General features: G+C 57.8%; 21 protein-coding genes and 2 pseudogenes. 10 read left to right on the top strand and 13 right to left on the bottom strand.

Annotated elements, in window-relative coordinates; genetic code table 11:
• Window positions 1-33 precede the first annotated feature (33 nt).
• The 5 genes from D3871_RS12550 to D3871_RS12570 all read left to right on the top strand — a co-directional run bounded on the left by D3871_RS12550 (window position 34) and on the right by D3871_RS12570 (window position 4,350).
• The gene (locus D3871_RS12550) at window positions 34-1,632 is read left to right on the top strand and encodes a gamma-glutamyltransferase family protein (RefSeq protein ID WP_119769198.1); all 1,599 of its coding nucleotides are present in this window, start codon (window positions 34-36) and stop codon (window positions 1,630-1,632) included.
• Between the two features lie 155 nt (window positions 1,633-1,787).
• Window positions 1,788-2,168, top strand: coding sequence for a DUF2306 domain-containing protein (locus tag D3871_RS12555; protein WP_119769199.1), 381 nt, complete (start codon window positions 1,788-1,790; stop codon window positions 2,166-2,168).
• A gap of 39 nt (window positions 2,169-2,207) precedes the next feature.
• Entirely contained in the window at window positions 2,208-2,477 is a 270-nt protein-coding gene (locus tag D3871_RS12560) for a 2TM domain-containing protein (protein ID WP_119769200.1), read from the top strand.
• Window positions 2,478-2,482: 5 nt separating this feature from the next.
• A complete protein-coding gene (locus tag D3871_RS12565) occupies window positions 2,483-3,562 on the top strand; it encodes a sensor histidine kinase (RefSeq protein ID WP_233575593.1) in 1,080 nt (359 codons plus the stop codon).
• On the top strand, window positions 3,559-4,350 hold the full coding sequence (locus D3871_RS12570) for a LytR/AlgR family response regulator transcription factor (protein ID WP_119769201.1): 792 nt from the start codon (window positions 3,559-3,561) through the stop codon (window positions 4,348-4,350). Before D3871_RS12565 ends, D3871_RS12570 begins: the two co-directional genes overlap by 4 nt.
• Before the next feature lie 37 nt (window positions 4,351-4,387).
• On the opposite strand, the gene D3871_RS12575 is transcribed toward D3871_RS12570, so the two are convergent.
• From D3871_RS12575 to D3871_RS12580, 3 genes are all read right to left on the bottom strand, one after another.
• The gene (locus D3871_RS12575) at window positions 4,388-5,149 is read right to left on the bottom strand and encodes a DUF1223 domain-containing protein (protein ID WP_158597928.1); all 762 of its coding nucleotides are present in this window, start codon (window positions 5,147-5,149) and stop codon (window positions 4,388-4,390) included.
• 67 nt (window positions 5,150-5,216) lie between these two features.
• On the bottom strand, window positions 5,217-5,630 hold the full coding sequence (locus D3871_RS30215) for a hypothetical protein (RefSeq protein WP_158597929.1): 414 nt from the start codon (window positions 5,628-5,630) through the stop codon (window positions 5,217-5,219).
• A gap of 354 nt (window positions 5,631-5,984) precedes the next feature.
• Complete coding sequence (locus tag D3871_RS12580) at window positions 5,985-7,070, bottom strand: V-type ATP synthase subunit I domain-containing protein (protein ID WP_119769203.1); 1,086 nt, start codon at window positions 7,068-7,070, stop codon at window positions 5,985-5,987.
• Window positions 7,071-7,163: 93 nt separating this feature from the next.
• On the opposite strand from D3871_RS12580, the gene D3871_RS12585 reads away from it, so the two are divergent.
• Both D3871_RS12585 and D3871_RS12590 read left to right on the top strand, forming a co-directional pair.
• Window positions 7,164-7,496, top strand: a complete 333-nt coding sequence (locus D3871_RS12585) for a YnfA family protein (protein WP_119769204.1) — start codon at window positions 7,164-7,166, stop codon at window positions 7,494-7,496.
• 9 nt (window positions 7,497-7,505) lie between these two features.
• Complete coding sequence (locus D3871_RS12590; protein ID WP_119769205.1) at window positions 7,506-8,114, top strand: class I SAM-dependent methyltransferase; 609 nt, start codon at window positions 7,506-7,508, stop codon at window positions 8,112-8,114.
• An 8-nt stretch (window positions 8,115-8,122) separates the two neighbouring features.
• Here the strand turns inward: D3871_RS12590 and D3871_RS12595 are convergent, their stop codons facing one another.
• The 3 genes from D3871_RS12595 to D3871_RS12605 form a co-directional block, all read right to left on the bottom strand.
• Window positions 8,123-8,362, bottom strand: a complete 240-nt coding sequence (locus D3871_RS12595) for a thioredoxin family protein (protein WP_119769206.1) — start codon at window positions 8,360-8,362, stop codon at window positions 8,123-8,125.
• Window positions 8,363-8,442: 80 nt separating this feature from the next.
• Window positions 8,443-8,631 carry a hypothetical protein gene (locus tag D3871_RS12600; RefSeq protein ID WP_119769207.1) on the bottom strand — a complete coding sequence of 63 codons (189 nt, stop codon included), beginning with the start codon at window positions 8,629-8,631 and terminating at the stop codon, window positions 8,443-8,445.
• A 109-nt stretch (window positions 8,632-8,740) separates the two neighbouring features.
• Window positions 8,741-9,388: a MarR family winged helix-turn-helix transcriptional regulator gene (locus D3871_RS12605; protein ID WP_119769208.1), complete on the bottom strand. Its 648-nt coding sequence runs from the start codon at window positions 9,386-9,388 to the stop codon at window positions 8,741-8,743.
• Between the two features lie 192 nt (window positions 9,389-9,580).
• On the opposite strand from D3871_RS12605, the gene D3871_RS12610 reads away from it, so the two are divergent.
• On the top strand, window positions 9,581-11,341 hold the full coding sequence (locus tag D3871_RS12610) for a glutamine--tRNA ligase/YqeY domain fusion protein (RefSeq protein ID WP_119770050.1): 1,761 nt from the start codon (window positions 9,581-9,583) through the stop codon (window positions 11,339-11,341).
• A 150-nt stretch (window positions 11,342-11,491) separates the two neighbouring features.
• Window positions 11,492-11,857 carry a hypothetical protein gene (locus D3871_RS12615; protein ID WP_119769209.1) on the top strand — a complete coding sequence of 122 codons (366 nt, stop codon included), beginning with the start codon at window positions 11,492-11,494 and terminating at the stop codon, window positions 11,855-11,857.
• A gap of 20 nt (window positions 11,858-11,877) precedes the next feature.
• Here the strand turns inward: D3871_RS12615 and D3871_RS12620 are convergent, their stop codons facing one another.
• Window positions 11,878-14,100 carry a PAS domain-containing hybrid sensor histidine kinase/response regulator gene (locus tag D3871_RS12620; protein ID WP_119769210.1) on the bottom strand — a complete coding sequence of 741 codons (2,223 nt, stop codon included), beginning with the start codon at window positions 14,098-14,100 and terminating at the stop codon, window positions 11,878-11,880.
• On the bottom strand, window positions 14,100-15,161 hold the full coding sequence (locus D3871_RS12625; protein ID WP_119769211.1) for a uroporphyrinogen decarboxylase/cobalamine-independent methonine synthase family protein: 1,062 nt from the start codon (window positions 15,159-15,161) through the stop codon (window positions 14,100-14,102). Before D3871_RS12625 ends, D3871_RS12620 begins: the two co-directional genes overlap by 1 nt.
• Here D3871_RS12625 and D3871_RS12630 point away from each other — a divergent pair.
• Complete coding sequence (locus D3871_RS12630; RefSeq protein ID WP_147376803.1) at window positions 15,160-15,426, top strand: hypothetical protein; 267 nt, start codon at window positions 15,160-15,162, stop codon at window positions 15,424-15,426. The two genes, D3871_RS12625 and D3871_RS12630, sit on opposite strands and share 2 nt — an antisense overlap.
• Window position 15,427: 1 nt before the next feature.
• On the opposite strand, the gene D3871_RS12635 is transcribed toward D3871_RS12630, so the two are convergent.
• The 5 genes and pseudogenes from D3871_RS12635 to D3871_RS12655 form a co-directional block, all read right to left on the bottom strand.
• Window positions 15,428-17,566, bottom strand: coding sequence for a sensor domain-containing protein (locus D3871_RS12635; RefSeq protein WP_119769213.1), 2,139 nt, complete (start codon window positions 17,564-17,566; stop codon window positions 15,428-15,430).
• 386 nt (window positions 17,567-17,952) lie between these two features.
• Window positions 17,953-18,894, bottom strand: a complete 942-nt coding sequence (locus tag D3871_RS12640) for a lipase secretion chaperone (RefSeq protein ID WP_119769214.1) — start codon at window positions 18,892-18,894, stop codon at window positions 17,953-17,955.
• A gap of 7 nt (window positions 18,895-18,901) precedes the next feature.
• Window positions 18,902-19,186, bottom strand: a pseudogene (locus D3871_RS12645) (lipase); the annotation flags it as partial.
• A 340-nt stretch (window positions 19,187-19,526) separates the two neighbouring features.
• Window positions 19,527-19,664: pseudogene (locus D3871_RS30845) on the bottom strand (helix-turn-helix domain-containing protein); the annotation flags it as partial.
• Window positions 19,665-19,777: 113 nt separating this feature from the next.
• Complete coding sequence (locus D3871_RS12655) at window positions 19,778-20,569, bottom strand: DUF3014 domain-containing protein (RefSeq protein ID WP_119769215.1); 792 nt, start codon at window positions 20,567-20,569, stop codon at window positions 19,778-19,780.
• Window positions 20,570-20,787 lie beyond the last annotated feature (218 nt).

Genomic DNA, 20,787 nt, shown 5'->3' on the forward strand with positions numbered 1-20,787 from the left:
CCCGCGCCGCAAGATCTTAAACAGGGAGCAACGATGGTCGACTTCAACTGGAGCAACCCTTATTCGGGTACGCGCAGTCCGCTGTTCGCGCGCAACGTGGTGTCGACTTCCCATCCGCTCGCAGCGCAGGCGGGATTGCGCATGATGCTGCGCGGCGGCAACGCGGTGGATGCGGCGATTGCAGCCGCGGCGATGCTGACGGTAGTCGAGCCCGTATCTTGCGGACTGGGCGGCGATGCATTCGCCCTGTTGTGGGACGGCCAGCAGCTGCGCGGGCTGAATGCCTCGGGACCGGCTCCGCAGGGATGGACCCCGGAATATTTTCATCGGCGCCACGCTGGCCGCATTCCCTCTTACGGCTGGGACACCGTCACCGTGCCGGGCATGGTTGCAGGCTGGGTCGAACTGTCCGAACGATTCGGCAAGCTGCCATTCGCAGAGTTGTTCGAACCCGCGATTGACGTGGCCGAGCGCGGCCACATGATTGCTCCCGTCGTGCAGTCGAAATGGGAGCGCGCGATTCCCCAGTTGAAGGACCAGCCGGGATTTGCACGCGCCTTCATGCCGGGAGGCATGGCTCCCCGAACCGGCGAAAACTTTGTCTTCGGCGCCGCCGCGCATACCCTGACCCGCATCGCCGAAACCCATGGCGAAGTGTTTTACCGCGGCGAACTGGCCGAAGCCATGGCCTGGCATGCCCGTCAGCATGATGCGGCACTGACCGTGGAAGACCTCGCCACCTTTTCGCCCGAATGGATGACGCCGATTTCTCGCGATTACGGTGGTTACACCGTGCATGAAATTCCGCCCAACGGCCAGGGCATCACCGCCCTGATTGCGCTCGGCATCGTCGAGCAACTTGAAATAGGCCGCTACAGGCTGGACTCGGCCGACTTTCACCATCTGCAGATCGAGGCGATCAAGCTTGCCTTTGCCGATACCTACCGCTGGGTCGCCGACCAGCGGGCGATGACCGAGGTCAGGCCCGCCGATCTGCTGGACGACAATTACCTGGCAGAACGCGCGCGCCGGATCGACCTGCGGCGCGCCGGTACTCCCGCGCATGGCAAGCCGCCGCAGGGCGGAACCGTCTACCTGAGCGCCGCCGATGAAAGCGGCATGATGATCAGTTTCATCCAGTCCAATTTCCATGGCTTCGGTTCCGGCGTGGTGGTGCCCGAAACCGGCATCAGCCTGCATAACCGCGGACGCGGGTTTTCACTCGAACCGGGCCATCCGAACTGCGTGGCGCCGGGCAAGCGGCCTTTCCACACCATCATTCCCGGCTTTCTGACCCGGGATGGCCAGGCCCAGCTCAGCTTCGGGGTAATGGGTGCGAACATGCAACCGCAGGGGCATCTGCAGACGCTGGTCCGCATGCTGACGTACGGGCAGCAACCGCAGGCCGCCTGCGATGCGCCGCGCTGGAAAGTCAATAGCGGACTGGATGTCGATATCGAATCCACCATGCCGCCGGACGTCACCGCGGAACTGGCGGTGCGCGGCCATCGCGTCAATACGCACACGGACAGCCGTCATGATTTCGGTGCCGGCCAGTTCGTCTGGAAGACCGCCGACGGCTATTTGGCGGCCAGCGACAGCCGGCGCGACGGTCAGGCGGTAGGGTTTTAGCTGTCGCCCCATCCGGTCCATCGCTTTACTCCGGCGCTTTACTCCGAATTTATGGTGTTTTACCCCCTGCTTCGGCATTTCGTCGCATACAGGTTCCAACCAGCCCGGCAACTGCCGACAATGGCTCCATCGAAACGGTTTTTGTGGAGCGCATCATGGCACTTACCCCCATCGTCCTGACCCATGCCATCGCCGCCGGAAGCGCGGTCGTCGTCGGCGGCACCGCGCTGGCCGCCAGAAAGGGAACCTCCCTGCACCGCCTGCTCGGCCGCACCTGGGTCGTGCTGATGCTGATTGCCGTCATCACCTCGTTCGCCATCAAGACGCATGGTCACTATTCCTGGATTCACATTCTGTCGATCGTCGCGCTGACCGGACTGGCCGCATCAATTTTCGCCGTGATGCGAGGCAATATCCGCGCGCACCAGCGCGGCATGCGCTCGCTCTATATCAGCCTGGTCGTGGCCGGCACCTTTACGCTGCTGCCCGGCCGCCAACTCGGCTACCTGGTATGGCATGCGGTCGGCCTGGTCTGATCCTTAATCATTCATCGTGTTGAAAAATGGAGATTTACCATGCATGACAACCACGCATATCGGACCGCAAAACGCGATGTCGAGCGCAAGATGGGCCTGGCTATCCATGCCACCATTTATGTGGCGGTGAATACCGGCCTTATGCTGTTCAATTTTCTGATCGTGCCGCACAAGCTTTGGGCGGGCTGGCCGTTGCTCGGCTGGGGAATCGGGTTACTATTCCACGCCCTGGCCGTTTTCCTGCATGGCCCGGGTGCCGCCTGGAAGCAGCGGCTGATCGAAAAGGAAATGAGAAAACACCGGCCGTGACCTGAATGAAGACTGCCCTGTTACCCGCGATGAGCACCTACCCGCGTCTGCGCCGCTTTGTCATCGATGTGGCGATCACGTGGGTGTTCAACACCGTGATCGCCCTGCTCATCACCTTCGTGATGCGGATACATAGTTCGTTCTATATCAACTTTGTGATCTCGATGTGCATAGGCACACTGATGGTCACCATCATCGACGGTGGACGGCTGCTGCTGTGGGGATTGGAGAAGCCGCCCCGCATACCGTTTCTGGTCCTGTTCGCTGCCTCGCTCCCCGCTTCCCAATACCTGGGCAATGGCATTGCAAGCTGGCTGCTCGATATTCCGCGCGAAAACTTCGAAGCCGTGCGCGCCAACAATGTCGTCGGCTTCCTGGTGCTGTTTGTGATCGTTTGCGGCGGCATCACCTGGTTTTTCTGGAACCGCAGCCTGGTCGAGCATTTCAAGGCCGAAGCGGCAGGAGAAAAGGCCCGCGCCGCCGCCATCGAGAAACAAGCCTTGCAGGCGCAGCTGCAAATGCTGCAGGCGCAGATCGAGCCGCACATGCTGTTCAATACACTGGCCAACCTGCAGGGGCTGATCGCGGTCGATGCCGCGCGTGCACAGCACATGCTGGATCAGTTGATCCAATACCTGCGGGCGACGCTGGCTTCGTCGCGCTCGGAACAAACCTCGCTTGCGCACGAGTTTTCGCTGATGGACGCCTATCTTGGCCTGATGCAGGTACGCATGGGCAGCCGCCTGTCCTATCATTTGCAACTGCCGGACGAAATGCACGGCCTGAACATTCCGCCGATGCTGCTGCAGCCCTTGGTGGAAAACGCGATCAAGCACGGAGTCGAACCCAAGGTGGGCGGCGGCCGTATCGAAGTGGAAGCCTTGCGCGAGCAGAACATGCTAGTTCTGCGCGTACGCGATACCGGACTGGGACTCGGGGCGACGCCGGCCGACCAGCGAAGCACCCGTCTCGGCGTCGCCAATACCCGCGAGCGCCTGCGCGCGCTGTACGGCGAGGCGGCAACATTTTTCCTTGGCCCCAACGTCCCGTGCGGGGCGATTGCCGAATTGAGGATCCCCTTATGACACCGTTACGCGCATTGATTGCCGAAGACGAACCCATCCTTGCCTACACCTTGCAGCAAACCTTGCAGCGCCTGTGGCCGGAACTGCAGGTATGCGGGGTGGTCGACAACGGGGCAAGCGCGGTGCAGGAAGCGCTGGCGCAAAAGCCGGATGTACTCTTTCTCGACATCAAGATGCCCGGCAAGACAGGCCTGGAAGCCGCGCACGAGCTTGCCGAAGACTGGTCGGATGAAGGCCACTTTCCATTGGTCGTATTCGTCACCGCCTATGATGAATACGCATTGCAGGCATTTGAACAGGCGGCCGCCGACTACGTCCTCAAGCCGATCAGCGATGCGCGGCTGGGCAAGACGGTGGAGCGCCTGAAAGCACGGTTGCAGCAGCATGCTGAACGCGACGCGGAACTGGAACGCATCGTCGGCCAGTTGCGTTCGCTGGTGCCCGGCATGCCGGTCGCGAGCGAACGCCTGAGCATGATCCGCGCGGCGGTCGGCAACCAGATTCGCTTGATTCCGGTAAACGAGGTCCTCTATTTCGAAGCGACCGACAAATACGTCAATGTCGTCACTGCGGAGAGCGAATCGCTGATCCGCACCAGTCTGAAGGAATTGCTGCCTCAACTGGACGGCAGCCAGTTCTGGCAGGTGCATCGCGGCACTGTGGTCAATGCACACTGCATCCAGTCGGCAATACGCGACGAAAGCGGAAAGCTGTCGCTCAAGCTGAAGAACCACGAACAGATGCTGCCGGTCAGCCGCGTGTATGCGCATCTCTTCAAACAGATGTAATGCAGCTATAAGGCAGATTTGTTAATACCGTCCTAACCTACAGGCACAAGTCCGCCGCAAGCACCTGCAACACGGTTCCGCGCGCATCCTGCACGAAGGCGGCTATACCCAGTTTGGCTGGCACCGCGCCATCGGGTATGACCGGCATACGCGGCATCGCCAGCCTGCCCTCGGCATTGATCGCAAGCGGGCCTATCCAGTCACGCACCACATAGTCATGCTTCAGCGTCACGCCCCGGTTTTCGCCAGCCTTCACTTCGCTGGTCAAGCCATTTTCATAGAGCGCCACGAACAGCTTGCTGTCGCGCGGCGCCTGTGCGTCGATCACCAGCGGCAGAGTGTTGGCCGAGACACGGCCTATCGTCATGCTGATACGTGCCTGCGCCGGCTGCGCATTGGTGCGCCGGACTTGGTTCGACACACCGCCGCGCCATCCGCGCTGCTCCGCGCCGCCCACAAAGATCTGCGGCGTATAGACGGTCCGGCTGCCGGCCAATCCCGTCAACCAGCGTTGCCGCTCGGTGAAAGCAGGCTTGGCATAGACATCCTTCCAGCCGATGTAATCCCAGTAATCGACATGCAGCGATAAGGGAACGAGCTTGTCGCGCCCCATGCTACCGAGATTGCTGACAAACCGATCGGCCGGCGGACAGCTATTGCAGCCTTCAGAGGTATAGAGTTCCAGCAGCGCCACGGTGTGGGCAGGACTTTCGGCGCGGCAGCTCATCGCGGCCTGTGCCGCGCCGGCGGCAAGCAGACAGCTCGCAGTCAAGGGAAGTAGCAGAACCAGGCGGGACATGGCAGCTCCGGGTGAAGTGACATGCCCCTTTGTCTGGCGGGATTGGCAATCCTTACATATGCCTGATTCAGACCTGCTGCAACGCGAACACCGCGAGAGGCGCCGCGGTAAACAGCACCGTGAGCGAGGCACGGGTACGGCCGCCCAGTCCGTAGCGCTTGAACCATGCCGACACGCCGACACCGCCCAGCGCATAAAACAGCGTAATGAAGAAGAGTGCGCCTACACCCATCGACTGCACGGCGCTCGTCGTGAACAGGGTCGCAAGCAAGGCCGCTGTCATCAGTGCAAGCCCGATCACGGTCCACGGCAGCATCATGTGCGCGCGACCCGAGCGCAGTGCGTGTGCACTGGCGGCAAGCGCAAGCCGCTTCTTGTGCACATCGCGTTGCAGCAGGAAAACCAGCAGCGGATCGATCTGCCTGTATTGCAGCAAGCCTAGAGCGGCCGCGGCCACCAGGTCCTCGCGTCGAATCGTCATTCTCGCTCCTTCGATATTCCCACCGGCATTATGGGTGGCGTGGTGCGGTCGACGTCCGCTGCATGGCGTGCAACATCCGCGCATGAGACCTGGCAATCAAGAAGGCTTAGCGATGCCAAGGCGGACAAAATCGATCAGGCGGCATGTCGTGCATAGACATTACCAATATGTTTACATCATGTATTTAAACGAGTTTCCTGCAGCATCAAATAGATATAAATCAAGCGCTTACCAGCGAATTTCAGTTGATTTACGCGCCGTCAAATCCGAGCGACCGATAGTTAAAAAGCCAATGGATCCGGCTGTGTCGATTCGCTGGATGTGGGCGCATTGACATCCGATGAATAGCACACTTCACGCCCGGCGCGCTTCGATCAGCTCACGCAGATCGCGTGGCAGGAAGCCGCGCAAACGCGCCGAGATACGCGCCTCATGCTTGCTCCACCACACTCCCAAACCGATCAAGCCGAAGCCGAGCAGGGTCAGCACCAGCACAAAGGCCAGACTGTCCTTGAACATGCGCCAAGAAAGATCCCCCAGCACCAAGGCAATGCCGATACCGCCGAATACTGCAAACATGCGGCGTCCAAGCAGTGCGCCGATGAACACCAGCACGAAATTGATGCACAGGTAAACCAGCTTGCCTGCGAGTTGGCCGGAACCCATCAGCGACAGCGCACCCCAAAACGTCAGCAAGCCGAACAAATAGAGCCAGTACGCGTAATCCTGATGGCGCCGCGTACGCAAATCGACCGCAAAGGCCAGCAGCAGCATGAGCGCACCGAATGCGAGCGACACCACCTTGCGCAATTCCCATGCGGCACCACTGAACCAGTCGCTTTCATTGCCGCCGCTCTGCAGAATCAGGGCCGGCACGATGTCCATGCCCATATACCAGAGCGTTACCGCAATCGGCATCATCAGGAAGGGATAGCGGAATCGCCACAGCATGACGGCGCCCGCCGCCAGCGTCGACAATTCCATGACGAGCCAGCGCCAGTCGATATAGCGGTGATAGTCGCGGTAATGCTGTGCGCGCTCGCCGTCGGCCCAGAAACCGAGCAGATGCTGAAGGGCAAAGACGGCCAGCGGCACCAGTGCCAGCGAGAGCGTCGCGAGGATGCCTGCGGGAATGACAAATCCGTTTTTCTCAAGTCTGACGGCCAGCCACAATGCGCCGGCCGCGTACAGCAGCGACAGCACCAGCAATGCACCCATGCCGGCCGCTTCGATCGCCAGCGTTGCAAACAGCGAGGCTGCACCGATAGCCAGCATCCCGCCGAGGTAATACAAAACATGGGTACCGGAAAAGCGCGCCGAAGATGCTTGCGGCGACTTTGCATAATGCTGGTTGAAAAATGCCAGCAAGCCATCGATCTCGAGTGGGTTGAGCACGCCGGCATCGGCGGCTGCCTGCAGGTCTTCGCGTCTGATTTTCATGGATTGCTCCCGGGTTATGATGCGCAGGTAATGTAATACCAATCCCCGGCTCGCGCATTCTTTGCTACGCGCTGCCGCACCAATGAGGAACCGATGCTTGCCGCAAAGACCCTGTTTCTTTTTATCCTGACCGCGCTCGCGGAAATCCTTGGCTGCTATCTGCCCTATCTGTGGCTCAAGCAAGGTGCGACACCATGGCTGTTGTTGCCGGCCGCATTGAGCCTTGCGCTATTTGCCTGGCTGCTGACGCTGCATCCAAACGCCGCCGGACGCGTGTATGCGGCTTATGGCGGCGTCTACATCAGCGTCGCACTCGCCTGGTTATGGGCAGTCGACGGCATACGCCCGACCGGGTGGGATATCGCGGGTGTATCGGTGTCGCTGGCAGGCATGGCGATCATCATGTTTGCGCCGCGTGGCGCGTAGGCGGTCGCGATGCAGAAAGATCAGTGGCTGGAACGATGGATACCCTTGCTTGCGGCGTCGGCGCAGCCGCCGCTGCTGCTGGAGCTTGGTTGCGGCTCCGGTGGTGATACCGCCTTTTTGATAAAGCAAGGCTTTGCCAACGTAATCTGTACCGAGCTTTCCACCCAGGCATTGGCGCAATGTGTGCAAGCCGCACCGGCAGCGCTACACGTTCGCCATGATTTGCGGAAATCTTTGCCCTTTGCCGGACAGCGCTTCGACGCAGTCATTGCCTCGTTGTGCCTACACTACTTTGCATGGGCCCACACCGAGCACATCCTGCATGAAATTGCGCGTTGCATGAAGCCGGGCGCCTTGCTGCTATGCCGACTGAATTCCACTGCCGATGTCCACTACGGCGCGAGCGGTCACCCTGCACTTGCGCCGAATTATTATCTGGTCGATGGCATGCCGAAGCGCTTCTTCGACCGGGAAGCGATCGATCATCTGTTTTGTTCCGGCTGGGAGCGTATTTCCATTCAAGAGATGATCATCGACCGCTATGAGAAACCCAAGGCGGTCTGGGAAGTGATTGCGCGCGTTGCCCGCTCAGCAACAGCGGGCAACGCCGACGGCTGACAGCGCCGCTATCCTTTTACGTCAGCCATTGATGCACCGTAATTGATGTGAAAAACGTTGCCATCGATGACAAGCGCGGGTACCGATTTGACGCCGAGACGTTCGGCTTCGGCAATCCGGTCGCGTTGAGTACCGAAATGCACGACTTCGACGCTGTACCGGTTTCGGTCCAGCGCATCGACAAACTGTTGTTCCGCTTCGATGCAAACCGAGCAGCCGGCGTGGTAGAAAATCGCTTTGCTGGTCATAATGCCATTACTCCTTTTCATTAGTGCAGGTTGAGGGGTCGGGGTACTGGAGTGGTCGCCAAACTTTTCCAATACCCCGTTTATTCGGCTTTGCCGGGCAGAGAAAAAAGATCGCCCGACGCCACATCGAATACATTGACGACACAGAGCAGCGGCGCATGCGCGCTATCATTGCGCGCGCAGTCAGCGGGTTGCCCGAGAACTTGGGTGCGTAACCGGAACTGTTGATCAGCAGAGGGACGCCGGGCCAGGTTTTCGGCAATTTTCATCGTGTGCCCTCGGGAATATCCTTGACTTTCAATGCTCGCCACCGCATTCAAGGGTCTGCCTATTTTCCAATTCATATTAGGACTCCTAAACATATAAGCCAAATAAAACTCAGCTTGCAGCAAAGGTGGCCCAATTCCTGAACTGAACAGTTTTCTCGGCTTCTTCATGCTCCGGGCAATCCAGGCGGAGATGTTGATTACCGAAGGGTGCTTTCACGAAGTGACAATAGTGCGGCGTAAGAGCAGTGTCGCCCTCGTTCGGACCGAAGTACTTGCAAGTCGCGCACATCCGGTTGACAGGAATTTCGCCCCGTTCCTGCAACTCGCGAATCATCTTGACGATCAACTTCAGCAGCACGGCCTGTTCTTCGCTCGCCAGTGTTTGCGCGGCTGTGCCAAGAAAACTGCTCCAGTCCGCCACAGTGACGGCGAGCCGCGCGCCGGACTTGGTCAGCTTCAACGCGATGGCGCGTCCATCGTCGGCCGCGCGCGTCTTTTCGACCAAACCTTTGGTCACCAGCGCGCTGACCGCATCGCTAGCGGTAGCCGCGGTGATCGCGAGCTGCTCGGCAACGGACGACAGACGCAACAAGGCCGTGCGCGAAGCCAGCAGGTTCAGGATATCGGCCTGTGTCGGCGTAAGCCCGTTCGCTGCGGCTTGCGACCATGCCCTGGATCGCATGGCCGTGTTGATCCGTGCAAAGCCGTTGGCAATGCGCGATTCGATTGGCGTACTGATGCGGTCAAATATTGGCATGTCCGAATTATAAGCAAATTTACTTCGTTGTCCTAATTATTTAGATTGTATGTTTATTGCATGGGGGAAGAGCAGGAATTCATCTTCAGCCTGAACATCTTTCCTTTTAAACCATTGCGCTCCCGCCCCGCTCTATCCCGCTACGGTAAAATGCCCATCAATCCATTCATTTCAACGCATTTCGCGAAGCACATGAGCAACGATCCCAAGAACACCAGCAAACCCGCCGCCGCGACCGAGCATGCGCCAGCATCCAATTTCCTGCGCGGCATCATTGAAGCTGATAATGCTTCTGGCAAGTATGCCAACCGCAGCGATGCCCTGGGCCGTCCTTTGCCCGCCGTAGTCACCCGTTTCCCGCCGGAACCCAATGGTTACCTGCATATCGGCCATGCCAAGGCGATCTGCGTCGACTTCGGCATCGCGCGCGATTTCGGCGGGCGCTGCCATATGCGTTTCGACGATACCAACCCGACCAAGGAAGAGCAGGAATACGTCGACACCATCCTCGATTCCGTCAAGTGGCTGGGCTTCGACTGGAAGGATAAAAGCGGGGAACATTTGTATTTCGCCAGCGATTATTTTGACAAGTTCTATGAAATCGCCGAATACCTGATCACCGCTGGACATGCTTACGTCGACAGCCAGAGCGCCGACGACATGGCGAAAAATCGCGGCAACTTCGGCGAACCCGGCAAGAATTCGCCGTTCCGCGACCGTCCGGCGACAGAGTCGCTGGACCTGTTCCGTCGCATGAAGGCAGGCGAATTCAAGGATGGCGAACATATCGTGCGCGCCAAGATCGACATGGCTTCGCCCAACATGAACATGCGCGATCCGGCCATCTACCGTATCCGCCATGCGCACCATCACCGCACCGGCGACAAATGGTGCATCTATCCGATGTACGACTATGCGCATCCTCTGGAAGATGCGATTGAGAACATCAGTCATTCATTCTGCACACTAGAATTCCAGGATCATCGGCCGTTCTATGACTGGGTGCTTGAACGCGCGGCGGAAGGCGGCTTCTTCAAGCGTCCGCTGCCCGACCAAACGGAATTCGCCCGCCTGAACCTGACGTATGCCATCACCAGCAAGCGCAAGCTGCGCCAGCTGATCGATGAAAACATCGTCGACGGCTGGGACGATCCGCGCATGCCCACCATCGTCGGCATCCGCCGCCGCGGCTTTACGCCGGAATCGGTACAACTGTTCTGCGAGCGCGTCGGCGTCGCCAAGTCCGACAGCTGGATCGACATGAGCACGCTGGAAGGCGCGCTGCGCGACGACCTCGATGAGAAAGCGCCGCGCGCGACTGCGGTGCTGCGCCCCTTGAAGCTCATCATTGACAATTTCCCCGACAACCTGGTCGACGAATGCAGCGCCCCGGTTCATCCGCATCATCCGGACCGTGGGCATCGCCACTTCCCGATCACCAAGGAATTGTGGATCGAAGCCGAAGACTTCATGGAAACCCCGAGCAAGGGATATTTCCGGCTCTTCCCTGGCAACAAGGTACGTCTGCGCTATGGCTATGTGGTCGAATGCACCGGTTGCGACAAGGATGCCGACGGCAAGGTGATCGCGGTCCATTGCAATTACTTCGCCGACAGCAAGAGCGGCACCGAAGGCGCGAACAATTACAAGGTCAAGGGCAATATCCACTGGGTCAGTGCGACGCATGCGCTGGAAGCCCAGGTGCGCCTGTACGACCGGCTGTTCACCGATCCGCATCCGGATGCAGGTGGAAAAGACTTCAAGCTGGCATTGAATCCGAATGCGAAGGAAGTGATCACCGCGTATCTGGAACACGGAATGAAAGCCGCGCTGCCGGACCAGAAGTTCCAGTTTGAACGGCATGGCTATTTCGTTGCGGATCGCGTGGATTCACAACCCGGCAAACCGGTATTCAACCGCGTCGTGACATTGAAGGATTCTTGGGGTAAGTAACAGCGACTTCGAGTTTCTTTGCGACTGAGGCAAATCGGCAGCGCAAGACGCCGTAGAGAAATCGGGCACCGCGATGGTGCCCTTTTTTGTATCGGTACGTAAGCACAGCCCCCAAACGTATAAACGAATATTCTTGCAAAGGACCCCGCAATGGACGACAGCTTGACCAAAGACGAATATGAAGCACTCTTCCAGATCACCAAGCTAAAAAGAGGCGAACGGCCGAACGCATGCGTGGCCAGAAACACCAAACGTCTTATCGGACTGAAATACGCAACGCACCAGAAGGATGGGCAACTCGTCCTGACCGAAAAAGGTCAGCAGACTTTATTTATCAAGCGCTGCATCGATGGCCTGCGCGCGGTCGCAAACGACCCGCTCGCCAAGCTCGACCCGGGGGTCGTCACCTTCCTGTCCAAGAAGGGGCACATTACACCGCGCCCTTCTTCCGATGGCCATGACCTCACGCCGCGGGGGCGTGAATCGCTGGCGGATATTGACTCCAAGGATGATTAGAGCAATCAGATTGAAAGCAGTCAGATGGATGAAGCCGTAAGCAACTCGAGCGCACTCACCAGGCGCGAAAAATTTACCGGCTTGGCCATATGCTTATCAAAGCCGGCGTCCAGAGCGCGCTGAACATCTTCCTGCCCGCTGTATCCGGTTAGCGCAATGAGACGCATGTCCCGCGAGTGAATGTCGGCACGCAGGCGCTTTGCAACCTCGTAGCCAGTCAAATCCGGCAAGCCAATGTCAATGACGGCGACATCGGGACAATACATGGCGGCCAGTTCAAGGCCCCGCATTCCGTTTTCGGCCTGGATTACATGGTAATCGGATAGCTGCAACATGGTGGAAGTCATCTCGCGCGCATCCGGGTTATCCTCGATCAGCAGTACTTTTGCTCGTCGCTTGTCTGCCAATGTGGAGAGCGTTGATTCAGTATGTGACGCCAAGATTGCACACATCGGCAAATGAACGGTTGCGGTACTTCCATGGCCCATGCCCAAACTCGTCAGGCTGATGCTTCCGCCATGTAACTCGACGAGCTTCCGCACCAGCGTAAGGCCGATGCCCAAGCCACCCTGCGACCGGTCAAGAGAGCGCTCTCCCTGCACGAAGGGCTCAAACACGCGATCGATCAGACTGGCTGACATGCCGATGCCGTTATCGGATACGGTGAGAACGGCTTCTCCTGCCTTGACCTCTACCGAGATCGAAATTACGCCTCTGCTCGGGGTGTACCTGAGTGCATTGGTAAGGAGATTACTGATAATCTGTTCGAGTCGCGTCGGGTCGGCGTCCACCAGAACCTGCTCAAGCGACACGGCGATGAAGTGGTCTGCGGTCCGACCCGCAGTTTCAAGGGCAGCAAGACACGTCTTCACCGCATCGGCCAAGTCGATCTGCTGTTTTTGAAGCGAGATCTTTCCCGCCAACATGCGCGCAGCGTCAAGCAGGTCATCCACGATGCGGTTCAAATGTACGGTTTGACGACTAATGATGTCGTAGGCATTCGTTGCCTTTTCCGACGTCGGGCCAACTAATTGCACTACTTTTACGCCCGCGCTGATTGCACTGAGCGGATTGCGCAGTTCATGGCCGAGCATCGCCAGGAAATCGTCTTTCGACCGGTTCTGTTCTTCCGCAAGCTGTCGCGCGCTTCGTTCGCTGTCAAGGAGCCTGGAACGCTCCGCAGCGGCGGCCTGGGATGCTTCGTACAGGCGGGCATTGTCGACTGCAACGGCGGCCTGCGCGGCAATACCGACCAGGATACGCTCGGTGCGCTCGGTGAATATCCCAGGCTCGGGATGCCCGAAAAAGAGTCCTCCTATGACTTCCCCGGAACGCGACACCACGGGAACCGCGAGGTAGCTGCGCACCGGCAGGTGACCTGGCGGCATGCCATGATGAGGAGGCCATTTACCGTAGCGAGGATCATGCACGATATCGTCGCTACGGATGGGCGGTTCGCCTCGAAAGGTAGGGCCAAACAATGCGGTGACGCGTGGATGACCGAGTTGTTCAAAGGCTTCCCGCGACGCCCCGGAAAGCGTGTACAGCATCAGCACTTCGCCGCCGTCTCCTTTGCTGTTATGAAAAAAGGCGCCGAATTTTGCACCGCTGAGTTCCGTCGCGGCATCCGTGATTTCCTGCAGCAGCGATTCCAGCTTCAAATGCGACGCGATCGCGGTGCCGGTCTTGTTGAGCAATTCCAGGATACGGCCCTCTTCGCGTAGCGCGAACTCGACGCGACGCTGCTGGGTAACATCCCGGAAGGTCCAGACCCGACCTACGCTGGCGCCGTCGACGACCTGAAGCCGTGAATACCGCTCGCAAATCCTGCCGTCGGAAAGCGGCAAAATGTCGACGCTTTCGGTCGGAGAATGGGAATGAATGCTCTCTTCTTTCGCCAGAAAGCTATACGGGTCCAGACACTGCGCCGCCATGGAGTCCTGGAGCAATCGATACAGCTTCTGTTGAAGAATCACGGGTGAGATCCGCCAGAAGGCAACGAATTTCTCATTGAAGTCGATCACCGTACCAGCATTGTCGGTAACGAGAATGCCATCTGTCGTTGCTTCGAGCGTAGCCCGCACCATTGCAAGCGAATGAGCTAGTTCGCTGGTCTTTTTTTCCAGCGCTGCCTTTGCCTGCAGCAATTCTTCTTCGGCGCGCTGGCGTGCGGCGAGAATCGTCTGCGCATTCTGCAGCGCGACTGAACGCAGCAAATTCTCTTCGTTATCATTGTTTTCCATTACTTCGCGCTCAATATCTCCGAAGCAAGGCGCGTTCCGGCCACCCGTGCCGCAATCTTTGCAAAAGCCGTATCGCGACTGGTCGAGGTATCGTCGCAAAACGGGGAAAAGCCGCAGTCATCCGTGGTACCCAGCTGTGAAAGCGGAATATATTTCGCGGCCTCAAGAACGCGATCGCACACTTCCTGTGCGGTTTCAATGCGCGGATCAAGGGGATCAATCACGCCGACGAAGATGTGCTGGTCCGGCTTCATGTAACGCTGGATGATGCGAAGCACCCGTTCGCGATCCGCTTCTCTTGCCAGCGCGATGTAGAAATTTCCCGCTTTAAGCTCGAACAGGCTAGGAAGGAGCTCGGCGTAATCGACATCAGCGCTATGCGTTGAATCGCGATCGCCACCCGGGCAGGTATGCACGCCGATGCGTCTGCGGTCTTCCGGCGAAAAGCGCGACAACGCCAGATTGTTCAAATCAATAAAGCTGTTGAGAAGATTTCCAGATGGATCAATCTTCATTGCCAGCCGACCTTCGGTGAAATCGATTTGCACACGATACGCGCCTTTTCCCAGGCAACGCCTGACTTCCATTTCATGTTCGTGCAGCAATTCGTCGATAAATTGCTCGCGCGGATAATCAGGAATACCTTCGGCCGGATACATCAGGCTCAGCGCAGAAGGCGAAATGACAGCTTGCTTCAGGGGGGTCTTGGTATATCGCATCGCAGCTTCGACATAGTCGTCCGCGTACTGCTTGTAGCGGAATGGTCCTGCGGTCAGGCGTGGCATACGCCGGGTATGTCCAGCCGTGAAAGGTATGCGAAACCCGTCGGGAGCGGTATTCGGCAAACCATGAACGCAGTACGTCCAGAAGTTATGGAATTTCTTTTGCTCCCCGTCAGTGATGACAGGCGAACCGGTTTCTTCGAAGCGTGCAATGGTTTCCCGTATGGCAGTTTCATAGGCGTCGTCAAGCAATACCGATGTCCCTTCCTGTCGTTCAAGCGCTTCGATCAGCCATAAAGGCCGTGGGATGCTGCCAATCGGTTCGGTAGGGATGATCATGTCTGCCTTCAAGTATTCAGCTGGCAAATTATACCGATCTCGCTTCTATGGTGTATTTAACAAGCATTCGGCTTTTGCCGTCTTGAATGAGGGAAATGCAATTTTATGCACCACAGGAAAATACCTGCTCCGGATCATGCATGGCAATGATGGCAACCCTATAAAGCTTGCTGAAATGAGCGCCCGCTTGCCAGGCGCGCATGCCTCAATGCAATGCCGATTGTGGCCAGAACTCCTGGTTGTTGTCCTGGCCGTGAATTCCTGAGTCAGCGTCGCGCCAACATCCAGTTGTGAAAGTCATGTGCCGACAGCGGCGGACTGTAATAATACCCTTGTACCACGTCGCAGTGCTGCGCATGCAAAAAACTGAGTTGATCCTGATTTTCGACGCCTTCGGCCACGACCGTCAGATGCAGCGCGCGACCAATATTGATCACTGCGGATGCCAATTCCCGATCGTCCTTATTGCTCGCCAGATGATGCACAAAACTCTGGTCCAGTTTCAGTTCATGTACGGGAAAACGTTTCAGGTAACTGAGGCTCGAATAGCCGGTGCCGAAATCGTCCACCGCAAGCTTGACGCCGAGTTCGTGTATTGCCTTGAGAGGCTGCGCATCGTCCTGGATCATGCTGCTTTCGGTAATTTCGAGGATCAGTGACGAGGGTTCCAGCGCGTAACACTGCAGGATTTGCGCAATGGTCTCAGGCAAGTCTTTCTGGACCAGCTGCCGTGCCGATACATTCACTGCGACGGAAGGCACGTCCAGCCCGTCGGCACGCCATTGCGCCAGCTGACGGCAGGCTTCATCCAGCACCCAGTTGCCGAGTTCGCCAATCAAACCGCAATCTTCCGCGACCGGAATGAAACGCACCGGCGATACCACGCCCAGTTCCGGGTCATACCAGCGCGCCAGCGCTTCGACGCCATATACCGTGCCGTGCCGCAGATCGATCTTGGGCTGGTAGTAGACACTCAACCGATGGTCCGCGATTGCTCTACGCAGTGCATGCTCCAGCACCACAGACTGCTGAATCGAGGCATTCAGTTCGCGACTGAAGAATCGATAGTTGCTTCGGCCGGCACTCTTGGACTGATGCATTGCCATATCCGCATAGCGCAACAGGGATTCGAAGTCGGTCGCGTCGTCCGGGTACAGACTGATGCCGATACTGGCTGAACTGGTAAACGTGCGGTCCTCGATCCGTACCGGCCGGGCGGCAATCTCGAGCAGCCGTTGTGCCAGATGCGCGGCCTGCAGACTGTCGCACAGCGGCAGTACCAGCACGAATTCATCGCTGCCGAGCCGGCTCATGGTATCGGCCTGCCGCACCACGTTATTGAACTGCTCTGCCATCATCCTCAGGAACTGATCGCCGCCGCTATGGCCGAGCGCATCGTTGATGACTTTAAACCGGTCCAGGTCGACAAACAGGATTGCAAGCTGGGTGCCGGTATGCGCGGCATTGGCAAGCGCCACCGCCGCACGGTCGCGCAGCAGTTTTCTGTTCGGCAGGCCCGTCAGCGAATCGTAAAATGCAAGGTCGTGCAACTTCTTGTCTGCTTCATTGCGCTCGATCGCGATGCCAGTCAGATGGGTGCAGACGGCGACCAACTGCTTGTGGAATTCCGATGGCTCGCGCGGTTCGCGAAAGTACACCGCGAACGTGCCGAGCACGCCGCCATCACGCGATTTGATCGGGCTCGACCAGGAGGCGACCAGTCCAATCGGCAAAACCATGTCGCGGTAATTTTTCCATAGCGGATCGGTCGCGATATCGCTGACTTCCACCGGCTGGTTGAAGTAAAGCGCAGTTCCGCAGGAACCGGCATCGGGGCCGATCTGCGCCCCCTCGAGCGCTTGCGCATAGCTTTGCGGAATACTGGGAGCCGCGACCACATGCACACGGTCCTGCTCATCGAGCAGCATGATGGAACAGAGCAGTTCCGGAGCAATTTTTTCCACATCTCGGCAGAGCTGGTTGAGGAGCTTGTCAAGCGACTCGCCGCGCGCAACGGCAACTAGCAGATTGTGCTGGAGCAGGAACAATTCCTCGGTTCTTACGCGCGTTACAATTCCTTGCAAGAACACGGCGAACCTCGTCGATCCGCCAACGTCGATGAGTTGGAAATGTGCCTCTGCCGAGGCGCTTCCCCGATTGTCCATCCGGATCGTGACTTGTAACTGCTTTGATTTTTCTGCTGTGACGGATTTGCTGAGTTCCTTCCACGCCGTGGAATCCAGTTCGACGATGTAAGCCCAGATCGGTTTTCCGATCATTGCCTCTACGGTAGCCCCGGTCAGGTGCATGGATGCGTCATTGGCATGCGTAATGATGCCGTCTGCACCAAGCCACAGAATGCCAAGCGCACATTGTTCGACCGGCAGCTGAAATGAGTCTTGCATCCTGTCGTCCCTCGGCTTCAGGTAACGGAGGTCATGACGCCTGTGTGATAACTGGGGCCGAACAGCGGCGCAACAAGCATTCAAGCAGGCCCTTGATGCATGCTTCAGCCAAGGAAGCGCCGTGGGCGCGTGGTGTCATAACGCGATACCAAGTTTATGACCGCACCCGAAAATCTATGTTCCAACCGGCACCGTGAAAATACCAATAACGCGTTGGGAGACATCTCCACCTTTCTCTATTCTCTCCAGTCGGAAAATGGTTTCCATGTGTAAACGGTGACGCCGGTTTCACGCGAGATGATTTACCCGTCAAAAACCAGGACTTGCCGGTACTATCGGATGTAGCGCAAATGCATCGTGAAAAATGTCTGTCAATAACACTCTCTTTACTCATAAGCAGCCAGCCGCAATTGCTCTTCCGGCGTAAAGCCGCTCTGGCGCAACTGTTCAAGTGCCGTGGCGCGGTTCGCCTCCGACAATGGCATCGCAGCATTCAATATGCACTGACGTTGCGAGCGGTAATCGGCGATCCTCTTGTTCCAGCTTTCCTCGTCCCGATCAAGCTCCGATAACCTCGCGGCGGCTTCCGGATTCAATGCCGCAGCACGCGCACGGTAAATCTCGTCTTCGCTTGCGCCGCTATTGCGCATGTTCGCGATCGATTGTTCCAGTCTGACGATTTTCATCGGTTCTTCCCTTGCATCGCGCAGTGCCGGCGCGAGCGATGCATCGAGTGCGGCAAGCCGAATTTGTTTTTCCTCGCTTGTCAGCGATTGATCCTGCCGAATTTCGAGACGTGCGATCGCATCGAGCGCACCCGCGTCTTCCATTGCGAACATGGCCTCGATTTCCTGCTGCGAAAAAAAGCGCAGCCTGACTTCCTGCATCGCCGCGAAGCGTTGCCGTACGGCCGTGCCGCCGACCGCACCGGAAACCGGCTTGGTGTCGATGTCCAGCAGCGCATGCTTGTAATCGACATAGCGGGTCAACAATTGCCGCGCCTGTTCGGCAGCACGTCCTTTCAATCTTGTATCGATGTCATGCTCGATTTCTGCACGTATCGCCTGCAGCGGCTTTTCTCCTGTCGCGGCTAGGTAATAGTCAAACATGCGAACCAGTTCGGCACTGACGACCAGATCGCCGCCATCGATCTGCAAGTTGCCATCGGGCCGCGTTCCTTCAAGCGAACGGACAAAGGCAAAGAGATTCGGCTCCGGCGAGGCTTGCATGGGCGCGAGTTCCTCACGCGGCATCAGCGCCAGCCACAGCATCAGGGCAGCGCTAATGGCTGCTGCCCCGTGCCACACTTTCAGTGTGATTCTGCTCATCGCCGGATTACAGACCGAGGTTCTTCAGGCGATTTGCATGTTGACGAAACAGCGTGACGGGATTGACCTCAAAGATGTTGACCAGGCCGGCCGTCTGATTCACTTCGTCCAGGTGGTTCATCGCATAATCGTCGCGAATCACCCGGCCGAGACGACTTGAACAACTGCTGACCAAGCCGTCGTTCTTTGCGAAACCGAAGGCCAGCGATGTCAGCGCGAGTGTCGGATCGATAGGATCGAGCAGATTGGTGTAAGGCTTGGCGCCGCTCCAGGAAAAGTATTGCACGCCCTTTCATGTGCAGCGGGCGATCGATCGCCAGATCCATGCCGCCCCCGGCCAGTTCGCGTTCTATGTCGGTCCGGTTGGCGTCCATGCTGATCATCTTGACGCGCGGTGCGATCCGTTCCAGTCGCGCGGCTAGTAGTGGCAGATAGACCCATTCAAACGGATCGTGGGCACCGACGGTAAAGGACATCTCCACGTTCGCCGGTTCGAAGGTCTCTTGCAGGTGCACCATTTCACGCAAGCCGTTCAGGTGCAATTGCACCTTGGGGATGATCATCTTGGTCTTGGTGGTTGCCACCATGCGGTTGCCCTGCCGGACGAACAGCGGGTCGTCGAGAAGTTCGCGCAGACGGTTGAGCGAGTGCGTAATCGCAGGCTGAGTCAGATGAAGCGCGCGCGCCGCGCCACCGATTCCGCCATGGGTATAGACGGCGTCCAGTATGCGGAACAGGTTCATGTCGACACGACTTTCTGGCTGGCTCATGGTTCAATCGGGAGCGATGACCGGCTTAAGATAACCGCGTAAAGAACCTAGTGTAATGCTTCGCAACCATCAAGCATTGACGCAATAGGCCAGTCAGCGGTATTTCGTTGTCGTTATTGCCGCTGCGGCGTAACACTGCCCTTGACCAGCTCGCCACGGATTTCCCGCAGCTTCGCCTTGACTCTCTGGGCATTGTCGTTGCCCATGCGGATCATCAGCTTGTGACCCGCGGACAGCGATTCCAGCTCCGGATCGGCATACTTGTAAAAGATATGCGGCTGCACCAGCGCGATCTTTCCTTCGCTGGGCGGCGCGGCAAGCACATGATCGATCACCACCACCAGCCGGTCATTGAAATAGCCTTTCGGATAACCGAGGTCCCGATACGCACTCTGGAACAATGGATAGAACCGGATATAGGCCTCCGCCAGCTGTTTGGCATCCACCAGGTCGAGGAGGCGGACAAACGGTGTGTAGCGCTTGAAATTTGTCTCGGCCATGGTCAGGTTTTCACTCTTCCCATTGATACGGAATTTTCCGGGCACCGGCGTCGTCGGCATCATTTGGGCCGAGACGATGGGACGCGGGAGGTTATCCACCGTGACCACGATGCGACGAATGATTTCCTGGGGCTGGAAGAATTGCTTTGCCGCGGCGCCGCCGACAAGTTCGGACAGCATCGCGAATGCCACCGAATCGCTTTTTCCCAGGGCAGGCAGCGATTCGTTCTGCGTTTCCGGAAGCGGATAGCGTATTGCCCCTTCGACCGCAGCGGTTGGCGGCGGCACATCCGAAGGCATCACCTGTGGCGGCTGATAGGTCGGCCCCTGCATCCACAAGAAAAACGCAAATGCCGCAACGCCCAGCAACGCCAGGATAAACAGTGTTCCGGCAGCTTTTTTCATATGCCCCCCTTCGGGACGAGTCGAACACGTTCGCTACGAAATGCATGCCTGCAGACCGCACTGCACGACCATAAACTACGTTATGCCATTTTCCGGGAAGATTCCAAGCGGTTTGGCAAGAGTGCTTATGTTTTGTCAATTGTTCTTGATCACAATGAATGAAAGCACTGTCAATTTAGGAGCCTTTGCAAAAGTTTCTTGTTTTCATTTTGCAATGG

Origin of the sequence: Noviherbaspirillum saxi, from assembly GCF_003591035.1 — a bacterium.
Classification (GTDB): Bacteria; Pseudomonadota; Gammaproteobacteria; order Burkholderiales; family Burkholderiaceae_D; genus Noviherbaspirillum; species Noviherbaspirillum saxi.